Consider the following 11631-nt stretch of genomic DNA (forward strand, 5'->3'; position numbering starts at 1 on the left):
ACGGCCGAGCCCCCTCGCCTGCCACATCGAGACGGCCACCTCGCGGCGTCCAGGGTGCCGCGTCGGGTAGGCGACGTGGGCGACACGGAGCGATCCGGAAAGAAAGTGCTCGTGGTAAGAACAAGCGGGCGCGGAGAGGCGTCCAAACCCGAGCTTATGAGACGTAAATCACACCACCTCCGTGCGCCGGGGGCTCATGCCTCCGGCTCCCGCCTCGCCGCGCTCGCGCCGGTCGCGCTGGCGGCGCTGGCTGCCGCCGCCCCCTCCCCTGCCCTCGCCGCCGGCACGCCGATCGCGGCGCCGCTCGTCGAGTCGAAATGGCTCAAGCTCGACGGGATCCCGAAGGAGTGGCCGGTGGCGTTCACCTCCCTCGGCCTCAAGGTCAAGGGCAAGCCCAGCAAGCCCGATCTGGCCGCGCAGGTGGCCATCGCCTACGACGACGCGCAGATCTACGTGGCGGCCGACGTGACCGACGACACGCTGCGAGGCGGCGCCGATCACGTGAAGGTCGTGATCGGGTTCCCGGGCGGAAAGGTCCAGGAGGTCGCTCTCTACCCGGGACAGCCGGGCAAGACCGCGGGCAGCGTCAAGGTCCCGGGCGGCAAGGCGGTGGCCGGGGCGAGGGTCATCGAGGCCCCGCGGAGCGGCGGGTACACCCTGGAGGCGAGCATCCCCTGGAAGGCGTTCCCCGAGGCGGCGACGACGCGGGTCGGGCTGCGGGCGGGGCTCTTCGTCCACGACGACGACGGCGGAGGGGTCGACGCCGTCGTCGGCAGCGCCGCCTCGGAGGCGTACGGGTCGCTGTCGCCGCTCGCGACCGAGCCGGAGCTCGCGCTCACCGACGGCCTCCTCCGGAGCAAGGGTATCCAGGGCCGCGCGAGCTACGACCTCGTCGCCGACGTGGCCGGCGACGCGATGCGGGAGCGGGTGCTCGTCCACGAGCGGTTCCTTGTCGTCCTCGGCCCCGGGTTCCGGAAGGGCGCGCAGTACTACTTCGAGGACCTCGGGGTCGACGCCAAGGACGGGATGGTGCCGTCGCTCACGGCGCGTGACCTGACGGGCGATGGCCAGGCCGAGCTCATCGTGCGGAAGCGCTCCGGCAGCAGCACGAAGTACCGCGAGGTGATCCACGTGCTCCAGTTCGGCGCCGGCGACACGCCGAAGCCGATCTTCCAGCACGAGATCGCGATCGCGACGGACAAGGGCTCTGTCGTCAACGACGTCGACTTCGTGGCGGACGGGGACAAGGTGGCGATCCGCGTGGAGCCGGGCAAGGCGACCAAGTACGACGCGAGCAACTACGCGGAGGGGGTCGAGACGACGTACGACCCGCTGCTCTTGCCGTGGGGGTCGATCAAGTCGCAGCTCTACAAGCTGAACGGCGGGGTGTTCACCAAGGCGAGCGAGCAGCGGCAGGCGGGCGCCGCGGGGCCGCGCCCGGCGCCGGCGAGGGCCGAGGAGGCGCGGGTCGCGCCGAAGCCGGCCGGCCTCTCGCCGGCCGAGATGCTCGACAAGGTGTACGCCCTCTACCGGCGCGACAGGAGCGCCTCGTCGAGCAAGCCGCAGTTCGACCTCGGCGCCGACGTGGCCGGCGGCAAGGAGCCCGAGCGGGTGCTCCTGCACGACCGCGACATCGTGGTGTTCGGCAAGGGGTTCCGGGGCGGCGCGGGGTACGCGTTCATGACGCTCGCGCAGTTCGCGTCTCCGGCCGACATCCGCTCGGTGCGCGCGCTCGATCTCACCGGCGACGGCAAGGCGGAGATCATCGTCCACGGCACCGTCCGCGCGGCGGCGCCCAAGGAGGCGGGCGGCGGGACCGTGGACCGCGACGTCGTGCAGATCTTCCGGGTCGAGGGCGAGAGCATCCAGCGGATCTTCGCGGCCGAGGTCGCGCGCAGCGTCGGCGGCAAGAAGATCGCCGGCGAGCTGAAGTTCGTGCGCGTGGGCGACAAGATGGGGATCGAGCTCGCCCCGGGGAAGGCCGTCGAGTGGACGGAGCAGACGTACCCCTTCAACCAGGACAAGGCGCCCGTCGGCGGCTTCGAGCCGCTGCTGCTGCCGTGGGGGGGAGCGCAGCCGGCGCGGTACGTCTGGAACGGGTCGATCTTCGCCAAGTAGGCGGGAAGAGGGCGGCGCGGCGCGCGACGCGCGTCGCGCGCCCCTCGGCATCGAGTCGGCGATCGTGGAGCCCGGGCCGTACCCGACCGCGCTCGGCAAGAACATGCTGGCGCCCGCGGAGCCCGCGCGCCTCGCCGGCTACGGCGAGCTCGCCGAGCTGCCCGCGCGCATGAACGCCGGCCTCGCCGCCATGTTCGAGGCGGCGGGCGCGCCCGACCCGCGCGAGGTCGCCGACGCCGTCGTGGCGCTCGTCGAGGCGCCGGCCGGCAAGCGACCGCTGCGCACGATCGTGGGCGGCGGCTCCGGGCAGGCGCTCGGCGAGCTCAACGCGATCGCGGAGCGGCTCCAGGCCGAGACGCTCCGCGCGCAGGGGCTGGGGCATTTGCTGGAGGTGGTCACGCCGGAATGACGCCTTCTCGGAGGGGGCAGGGCACGCGCCGAGCCCGCTGGCGCGGGGCCGCATGGTGCCCGGGTATCACCACGATTCGCCTGCTCCTGAAGAAAGCATGATGAAAGGTACCCTGTCCTCGTAAAGCGATGAGGCCGATGAGACAAGGACCTTGAGACGCCTCTCGCGCTCATGCTTGCTTGTCCTGCGCCGGAGTTGCCAGTACAGGGTGCCATGGGCTCGACCCGGACCGCGTGGCACGTGCTGCTCGCCGCATTGCTGCGCCAGCGCCGCCCGCGCCATTTTCAGATCCAAAGCGAGGTGCCCTTGTCAACAGAGCCGCCCCGGGCCGATGTTCTCCTGCTGCGCAACGAGGCTCCGGGCGAAACCCACGGGCCGGCCGGCACCTTGCGAAGGCTCTGGTCGCTCTTGCCCAGGGAGACGATCGTCGAGTTCAAGAGTGTCCGGCGCACCTACCGCGGCCGCGATCTCGACCGGCTCTGGGGCTACCTGTCGCTGCACTACGCGGGCGCTGGGAAGCGGCTCGGACCGCGCCGCGACCTGGCCGGCGTGTTGCTGCTGCCGTCGCGCAGCCGCCCCCTTGACGCCGATGCCGCGGCGCTCGGGCTGCTCTGGCGCGACCTCGCCGGCGGCTACTGGCAGCTCCAGGGAGGAGCGTTCGCGCTGTACGTGGTCGAGCTCGCCAGGGTGGCCGAGGAGGAGGGCGATGATCTGCTACACTTGCTCGGTCACGGCACGGCGCGGACTGTTGAGGCGCGCCGCTGGCTGGCCGAGCAGGTCGGTGCGGAGGAGATCGCGATGGCGATGCGCGAGCTGGAAGGCTTTGACGAAGTGCTGCGGACGCTGCTGAAGAAGCTGCCGATCGAGACGCTGCTGCCAGCGCTGCCGGTGGACGAGCTGCTGGCGGCGCTGCCGCCCGAGCAACGGGCCGCGGGGCTGACCCCCGAGCAGCGGGCCGCGGGGCTGACCCCTGAGCAGCGGCTCGCCGGCCTTCCGCCTGAGCAGCGGCTCGCCGGCCTTCCGCCCGAGCAGCGGCTCGCCGGCCTTCCGCCCGAGCAGCGCGTCGCAGGGCTCACCCCCGAGGAGCGGCTCCTCCTCGTGCCTGACGAGACGTTGCGGCTGCTGCCCGACGACTACCTGCGCTCGCTTCCAGAGGATGTCCGGGCGCAGATCCGCGCCCGGATCGGCCGCCCGCTCTAGGCCGGATCCCGCGCATCACCGGTGAATCGCCGGCTGGCAATCCGTCCGCACGACGACGCCGCGCACCCGCTCTCCCCATGTCTGGCATGAGAGGAAGATGCCAGCGAAGAGAGCGGAGACGACGAGGACGACGCGGCGAAGGCAACGCAGGGCAAAGATGCGGACGAAGGCGAGTTGAACGTCGCGTTCGTCTGGATCGCCGCCTATGCGCCGGACGAAGAGGCGCCCGGCTTTTCCACGCCTGAATGCTGGTTCGGCGTCGCCCACCCCGGCGTCGGGAGCAAATTCAAGGACTCATGGAGCGCGGCTCGGTATGGAGTCTGGTACAAGCTCGATACGTCCTCGGTGCTCCCGGGCAGGTGGGTTGAGGGCGAGTTTTCCGAGTCCGGGAAGTTCGGCAAGGGAGGCCGGTGGCACGCCCAGCGGGTCCCGCTCGTCGAGCTGCTCGACGAGGAGCGCATCCGGTCGCTCGTGACGGACCCGCTGCGAAAGAAATATGCCGAGGTGTTCGCCGCGGGCGCGAGTCGTGCCTGACTGACCGCGCCCATCGCCGCTCTCCCGGCGATATGGCCCCGCGGGGTTGTGCTCCACGTCGAGGATCTCCCAGCGGTAGTAGCTGAAATTCCCGCTCTCGAGCTTCCACAGGACCTCCCCTCGGCTCGGAACCCCGATACCCCGGAACGTACGCCAGTCCGAGCACGACACGGACCAGGGCGTGAGCTTCGCGTCCGCGCCGCCGCCGAGATAACGCTCTGCCTGCAGCCCGACCACGCGCCCCTGAGGATCGAACGTGAACACCGCCGATGCCACCTTCCCTGCGTGGCGCATCGTCGCCTTCGCGCTGGTCGCGTCGAGCGACTCCCATGCGATGTAGGGGCTCAGCGCCGCTGAAGGGAACCAGACGATCTCGCCCAGAAAGCGCAGCATGGCGCCCTGGTCGATCTTCTCGTCGGCCGCGTCGACGATGTTGACGAGCGACGCCGCCTTGATGAGCATCTGGCCCTTGCCGGCGGCGTACTTGTCGCGGCCCTCGATCGGGAGGATGCCCATCATCTTCGTCGTGACGTTCCAGACGAAAGCGGGCTCGTCGACGGAGAAGTACTGCTCGGCCTCCGCGGGCATCCAGGCGGCGTCGGGGCTGGTCCGGAGCTCGCCGCGCTGCTTCAGCCGGACCGTCTGAGCCCTTTCCCGGCCGACGACGCCCGAGGCCTCCAGCCAGGTGCGCACCGGCGCGGGCAGGCGCTCGAGCTCGGAGGGGTCGACGCTGGAAGCGCGCGGCTCCGTAGGGCGCGCGAGCAGCGCTCGGACCTCCGAATCGACCTCATGGCGGAAGCGTGCGTGTGCGGCAGCAGCCACGATCGGCAAGAGGAGGAGCACGTTGACGAGCGTGCCGAACTTCGCCTGGGGCCACGCGAGGACGATGAGGCCCTGGGACAGGAGCACGCCGAAGAGCGCCGGCGCCCACCACGCGTCGCGCCGCAGGACCTGGAGCGCTGCCGCCGCGAGCAGAAGGATCAGCGCCGTGAGCCAGAGCAGGGCGAAGATCCGAGCGCCCGTGGGAGAGAGGGGCACGAGCGTGCGATCGCCCGGCTGACCGGTAGCTGCGAGCTTCGACCACTCGCGGTATCCGACGAGGTGAATCGCGCCGTGGAGCGCGATCAGGAGGGCCAATCCGAGCCGCATGACGTGCCTCTTTCCCGGAATCGCCTGCTGAACCCACCCGTCGTCGGGTCGTCTGCAGCCGATCCCATCTCTCACGTGCTCTTCTTTATTTTTGCATTGCAGCCCGCGTGCCAAACCAGAAGCGACGCCGAGGGGGTGGTCCACTCGCGCGGAACCGAGCGCCGAGACGCGAAGCTCGGCCGTCGTCCACGCAGATCTTGCGCGTCCCGCTCGCCGTCGCAGCTGCTCCCGTTAGGCTCAACGTCGACGAGGTGTTGATCAGGTATGCACACAGCGGGCATGATGGCGAGCGCCCCGAGGACAAGAGTGCCTCGCGTCGCGGACCATGATGACCACCGCGAGGCCGCAGCTCGTCTCCGCCCCCTTGCGTTTCAGCGCGCCCATCGGCGCCCGTCCTCCGGGGAGCAGAGCTGCGCCCGGGCTCGTTGACGACCCACGTCGCGCTCAGACTGCTCCCTTGATGTAGACTCACATCGCTCCGTCATTTTTCCGGCTCCGGCAGACAGCAGACGGTGATGGCCCGTGGCCCGCCGCCGGTTGGGATGCAGCTCCCCGGCTCGTTCACCATCCATTCTGCGCGGATGCTGCCGAGCGCCGGCCCGGCATCGAATTGCAGGCAACCGTCTCCCTCGCCCGTAACCACGTCCTCCGCGCCGATGAGCGCACTGTCGCTGCAGGTACGGTCCGTGTAGGCGCTCACCCGCGCCTCGCACCGGCTCGGCGCGCTGGGCAGGCAGGCGCAGGGCGCGCACTCCAGCTCGTCTTCTCCTCGACGGTAGAAGGTCAGTTTGTCCGAAAACCTCGGGGCCTCTCCAGGCTCGGAAGGCGCGTAACAGCTCTGGTCACCGCCGTTCCCGACGATGCAGTAGCGCCATCCTGGGGGCACATTCGCCTCTCCCTGGTTGACCATGCACAGGTCCCTGAACGCTGGGCACCGGCCCTCGGCCACGATGCCCCGACATGCAACCGCAATCTGCTGAGGTCCCTCGGGAGGCGGCCGCTCGAAGGTGGTGGGCGTACACGACGCCTCCGTGGCCGGCCCCGTCCAGATCGATCTGACCTGCTCTGACGGCACGACGCCCGGGGAAACGCAGGCGCCTCGCCAATCCGCAGGCGGATTGAATGGCATGTAGGTCGCCGGCGGCGTCTGCTCGCAGGACGCAAGGGAGTTCGCCGCGACCATCCGCGGCAACACGCAATCCGGCCCGCTGCACGCACATTCTGGGCAGGTCTCCCCACCGGGCCGGCTCGACTGGAGCAGGAACGCCGTAGTCGGGGCGATGGTCTCGCCTTTGCCCGATCTGGGATCGACGAACACGAGCTCCTCGCACGCCGGCTCGGACTCCTCGGGTCCCGTCCAGAAGAGCAACGGCTCGGTAAAGAAGGCCAGCTCTTGCAGAACGCATTTGCCCGAGCAGACTCCGTTGCTGGTGCCATCGTCGTTGACGACCGGGCAGAGGTTCCACGGGTCGCCACACGCCTCCTCGCGCGGCGTGCACGCCCCCGCGGCGAGCGCCCAGCTCAGGCCAGCCAATGAGAGTGCGCTCAGCGAGCGCAGAAGCCGCCGCGTTCCGTTCCGCCTCATCTCGACCTCACCGCTCTGTTCCGCGCGCCCTCGATGAGACCACGCTCCGTTGCGCCTCGGGTTGGCTCCGACCGGCAGAGCGCGCACCGCCCGGCGGTTCGCCCGCCTGCAGCCTCACGACTCCCTCGGCAGACAGCACAGCAGCTTGGGCTGGCCGCGCGTCACCTCGGGAAACGGCTCGCCTCCGCTTGGCGTACAGCGCCCAGGCTCGTTGGCGAGCCACGTGGCGCTCAGGCTGCCCACACTGGTGCTCGGCGGCGGGACCGCGCAGGTCTCCCCACCGCTCGTGGTCGCATTGACGACGAAGAACAAGTCGCTGCACGCGCGATCCTCGTATGCATACACGAGCGCTTCGCATCGGCTCGTAGCCGGCGCGTCGCATGCGCACGGCGTGCATGCGGGCTTGGTCACCAGGTCGTCGTAGAATACCGAAAGCTTCTCGGAGAACACCTTTCGCGGGTCCGCCGTCTCCCCAGGCTGCGGGCACTCCTGCGTGCCATCGTCCTCCGCGACGACGCAGTGGCGCCAGCCGTCTGGCAAATGCGCCTGCTGCTGTTGGATCATGCAGAGCTCCGAGGGGTCCGGGCACAGCTTCAGCTCCAGGTCACCGCTGCATGCGATCGCGACATTGCCCGTGCCCGCCGCCAGCGGTCGCGAAGGCTCGCCGGCCACGAAGGGCATACACATCTGCACGGACCCTATGGTGATCGATGTGAACTCCTCCGGCGCCAGGAAACCTGGCGATACGCACGACCCGTCCCAGCCCGGCGGCGGAGGGAACGGTGTCATCGTGTCCTCGGGGAGCGTGCCGCACATCCCAAGCGCGCCCGTCGTCACGGCAGACGGGAACGTGCACGCCGGGGGCATGCAGTCACACGCTGGGCAGTCGTGGGCAGCGATCGGTACGGCTCGTCCAACGAACTCCGGCAAAGCACCGACGAGAGGGACCCGTTCGCCCGTCTCGGGGACGACCCACGCGAGTTCGTCACACGATGACGGAGCGAGCGTCTCTGGCCCTGTCCAGACAAGCACTGGCGCGCCGAACGAGCCCGGCGGCACGCGAACACACTGACCCCAGCAATGCCCGTTGCTCGTGCCATCCTCGTTCACGACCTCGCACATGACGTCCTCGGCGCAGTCGCGCTCGCTGCCGCAACCGCCCGCTACCGCTACGCCGCCTGTAACGAGAAGCGGCGCCCCCGTCAGTATGCTCCGCACGATCCGCATGGAGGCTACCATTTCTTTCGGTCGACTTCGCTCCCCTACCATGTACCTGAGAGAAGCACACCATGGTGCTGCGCCGTCGCAATCGGCCCCACGCGCAGGATGTTCTTGCCAGGCGCCGGGGCCCACCAGAAGGACGAGAGCGCGATCGCGGCGACGATGCCTGCGCTGAGGAAGCCCGCTACCGCGGCAGCCTCGAGCATGTCGCGGCTGTGGTTCAGATCGTGCAGGACGGCGCACTGCACGACGTAGTCCGTGTTCGCGCACGCAAAAGGCCCGCCGCGCTGGCGGATCCGATCTGCCTGAGCCTCCGCCTCGCCGCCGCGCACCGTCGCTGCGAGGGAGAAGCCCGCGCCGACCGCAACCCCGGCCGACGCGAGCGCGAACCCACCGATGCGGAACACCGTGCCGGCCGGCGGCCCCCCGGGCGCCTGCGCCGGCGCAGGCGCAACCGGCGCCGCGACCGGCGCACGCGCAGTAGGCGGCGGAGGCTTGGGCTCCAGGTGAAGGCCGACCATCGACTCCCGTCCCCGCTGCGCCTCGAACGGATAAACGTCGTCGACATACCCATCGAGCTTGCCACGCGCCTCGTGCCGCCCCGGCTCGAGATAGACGAAATACATGCCCTGTCCGCGGCCGATCCGCCGGCCGTCGATGAACACCTCGGCCTCGGGTCGGCTCACCGCGACGGTTGCGGACGAGATATCGCGCTCCGCCTTCTGGAGCCCCGCCCGGAAGCGCCGCTGCGCCGCCGGCTGGAGCGTCTCCGGATACACCAGCGACTCCCGCAGGTGCTCCGCCGCGTCCCGGGGCCGCCCGAGCGCGAGCTCCGCAAGCCCGAGCTCCCCCGCGAACTCCGGCCGCGGATCCGCCTTCCACGCCGCGCGATACGCCGCCTCCGCGTCCTGCCACCGCCCCGCGCGCCGCGCCCTATCGCCCCGTGCGAACGCCTCCTCGGACTCGGAGCGCATCGTGGCCGCTGCGGACGGTCCAGCAGAAGGAACTTCCCCGGCGGCCACCGCCACGCGACTCCACACGGCAGACGCGGCGGCCACCGCGAGGAGCAACCGTCCTGTGGACGCCATCTCCGCGGCATACTACGTGGCGAGTCTCGTTTCGGTCAAGCCACCTTGGTCCGGAGAAAACGACGGAATCGGCTCTACCGTCAGACAATTCTGGTCGCGCCGCGAGAATGATGGCCCTGCTACGCGGCGCGCCGAGGGGGGCCGCGCTCGCTCGAACGCCGCGCGCCTGGCTCGGCTCAGCGCGGTATGTCGATTCTCAAATGGCCGACGAGGTCACCAGGTAAGTACGCTCGCATGAGGAAATCGTCTCGCACGACGGACACCCCCGCCGAGCAATCACCGCTCACCATCGAGGCGATCATGGCCGAGCACCTGGATCTCGTCCGCCGCTACGTCGAGCGGCAGGGTTTCCGGGGCGCGGATCGGGACGACCTGCTCCAGGAGATCTTCCTCGGCGCCTCGCGGTCGCTGCCCCGGTACGATCCTCACGTTGCCAGCGTGCGCACCTGGCTCCTCCGGATCGCGTTCAACCACATCTCCAACGAGCGCAGGCGCGCTCATCGCCGGCACGAGGAGCCCTGGCCGGAGGAGGCGCTGGACGGGTTCTCCAGCGCAGCGCCGGACTCCGAGACACAGCTCATCGAGGCGCAACAGCACGAGCTCCTCGCGGACCTGCTCCTGGAGGTGCCCCCGATGCGCCGGGAGATCCTTGTCGCGCATGACCTGGAGGAGGAGGCGGTCCAGGACATCGCCGAGGAGCGCGCGATGCCGCACAACACCGCATGGAACCACCTCCGGCTCGCGCGGCAGAGCCTCGTCGCCGCCGCGCGCCGCTGGCGGGCCCGGAACCGCGGCCGCGGCGCCCTGATCGCGCCGCTCGCTCTCGCGTTCGGCGCGATCGAGGCGCGCGCCGCCTCGCGGCCTCTGCACGAAGGCCGTCTGCGGCGGCTTCTCGACTGGGCCAGCCGGGCCCTCCGGCGCGCGCCGGCTCGCCGCGAGGCCGGCCCTGTGGCGAGCTCGCAGCGGAGGCCGCTCCTGGCCACGAGGGCCGGCAGACGCAGCGTGGCCAGCGCCGCAGCCGGCGCCGCGGCCGCCGTGGCGGGAGCGCTCGTCCTGCTGGTCCCCGGCCCGCGCAGCGGGAGCCCGCTGCCGCTAGCTCACGCCGTCGCGCTGCGCTCCCCGGTGGCCGCGACAGTGCACCGCGGCGCCCTGCCCTCGGGCCCCGAGCTGCGCCCCGAGGAACCGCCCACGGGCGCCGTCAGCGGCGCCCTCAAAGCGGCCCGCCCCGATGCGACGCCCCCGCGCGCTCCGCACGGCCTTCCTCGACGCGACGCCGCCGTCTCGATGCCGGAGGACCGGTTGATGCGGCAGGCCTTCGCGGCGCTCACCTCCGGTGAATACGACGCTGTGCGGCTCCTGCTCGAGCGACACCGGCGCGACTTCCCGAAGGGCTCCTACGCAGGAGATCGCGAGGTGCTCCTGCGGCGCCTGCGAGCGATGGCGCGCCGCAACTGAAACGGGACTGCAGTCCGGTCGCCAGAGAAGGCGATCTCAAGGCAACCAGCACGACTGCGGGAAGTCGGGCTGCGGAGCGAACCGCCATGACGCCAAGGGCGCCAAGAAACCAGAGGAACAGGAGGTAAAAATGCCGGGGCGGCCCTTCCCTTCTCCTCTTGGCGGCCTTGGCGCCATGGCGGCTTTTTTGCCGTTCGGGGCGACTTCCCGCAGCAGTGCTAGAAGCCGCGCGCCTGCACGTTGCCTGTCGCGCGCCGAGCGGAGCGCGGGCGCTCCGCCGCCAGCGTCCCGGCGCGGGCGAGCCGGCCGGCAAGCGCTCTAACTCCGGAGCTCCCGTGCCCCCTTCAACGCGCAGGCGAGCGCGTCCTTCAGCGTCGCTTTCGTCACCACGCCGTGGAAGCGGGCGCCGCTCTCGACGAAGGCCTGCTCCGCTCTGGGCTTGATCCCGGAGAAGATCACGTCGACCCCGAGCAGCCTCGCCGCCTTCGCGGCGCCGAGCAGCGCCTCGGCGACCCAGTGGTCGACGCTCGGAACCCCGGTCACGTCGAGGATGGCCACCTGCGCGTCATGGGCGATGATGCCGTCGAGGAGCACCAAGCGCAGCTGCTCGGCGCGGACCTCGTCGATCGCGCCGACGAGCGGCACGACGACGACGCCGTCGCCGAGCGGAATGAGCGGCGTCGACAGCTTGCGCAAGGCCTGCTCCTGCACCCAGATGGTCTGCTGCTGCAGCAGGGTGAGCTCGCGGATCTTCTCCGCCTGGTTCCGATCGGCGATGTCCCGGAACACGATCTGCACGGCGTGCCCGCCCTCGAAGGGGACCGGCGTCCCGAGGATCTCCACGGGAATGGAACCTGCGGGCGTTCTGCCGC

At 70.5% G+C, this 11631-nt stretch carries 9 protein-coding genes; 4 read left to right on the forward strand and 5 right to left on the reverse strand.

Annotated elements, in window-relative coordinates; translation table 11 throughout:
- The first annotated feature begins 156 nt into the window (after positions 1-156).
- The 3 genes from WMF45_RS30690 (at position 157) to WMF45_RS30700 (ending at position 3727) form a co-directional block, all read left to right on the forward strand.
- On the forward strand, positions 157-2118 hold the full coding sequence (locus tag WMF45_RS30690) for a sugar-binding protein (protein WP_437708553.1): 1962 nt from the start codon (positions 157-159) through the stop codon (positions 2116-2118).
- Positions 2119-2182: 64 nt separating this feature from the next.
- Positions 2183-2527 (forward strand): hypothetical protein, encoded by a 345-nt coding sequence (locus WMF45_RS30695; RefSeq protein ID WP_437708555.1) that lies wholly within the window; start codon positions 2183-2185, stop codon positions 2525-2527.
- A 213-nt stretch (positions 2528-2740) separates the two neighbouring features.
- A complete protein-coding gene (locus WMF45_RS30700) occupies positions 2741-3727 on the forward strand; it encodes a hypothetical protein (protein ID WP_437708557.1) in 987 nt (328 codons plus the stop codon).
- Positions 3728-4021: 294 nt separating this feature from the next.
- Here WMF45_RS30700 and WMF45_RS30705 read toward each other — a convergent pair whose 3' ends face one another.
- The 4 genes from WMF45_RS30705 to WMF45_RS30720 form a co-directional block, all read right to left on the reverse strand.
- Positions 4022-5410, reverse strand: coding sequence for a DUF6544 family protein (locus tag WMF45_RS30705; protein WP_437708558.1), 1389 nt, complete (start codon positions 5408-5410; stop codon positions 4022-4024).
- A gap of 481 nt (positions 5411-5891) precedes the next feature.
- Positions 5892-6944, reverse strand: coding sequence for a hypothetical protein (locus WMF45_RS30710; protein WP_437708560.1), 1053 nt, complete (start codon positions 6942-6944; stop codon positions 5892-5894).
- A 165-nt stretch (positions 6945-7109) separates the two neighbouring features.
- Entirely contained in the window at positions 7110-7784 is a 675-nt protein-coding gene (locus WMF45_RS30715; protein WP_437708562.1) for a hypothetical protein, read from the reverse strand.
- 473 nt (positions 7785-8257) lie between these two features.
- The gene (locus WMF45_RS30720) at positions 8258-9304 is read right to left on the reverse strand and encodes a hypothetical protein (RefSeq protein ID WP_437708563.1); all 1047 of its coding nucleotides are present in this window, start codon (positions 9302-9304) and stop codon (positions 8258-8260) included.
- Between the two features lie 234 nt (positions 9305-9538).
- On the opposite strand from WMF45_RS30720, the gene WMF45_RS30725 reads away from it, so the two are divergent.
- A complete protein-coding gene (locus WMF45_RS30725) occupies positions 9539-10759 on the forward strand; it encodes an RNA polymerase sigma factor (RefSeq protein WP_437708565.1) in 1221 nt (406 codons plus the stop codon).
- Positions 10760-11077: 318 nt separating this feature from the next.
- Here the strand turns inward: WMF45_RS30725 and WMF45_RS30730 are convergent, their stop codons facing one another.
- Positions 11078-11602 (reverse strand): STAS domain-containing protein, encoded by a 525-nt coding sequence (locus WMF45_RS30730; RefSeq protein ID WP_437708567.1) that lies wholly within the window; start codon positions 11600-11602, stop codon positions 11078-11080.
- Positions 11603-11631: the final 29 nt, after the last annotated feature.

This window comes from Sorangium sp. So ce448 (genome assembly GCF_051520915.1).
In the GTDB taxonomy this organism is placed as follows: Bacteria; Myxococcota_A; Polyangia; order Polyangiales; family Polyangiaceae; genus Sorangium; species Sorangium cellulosum_B.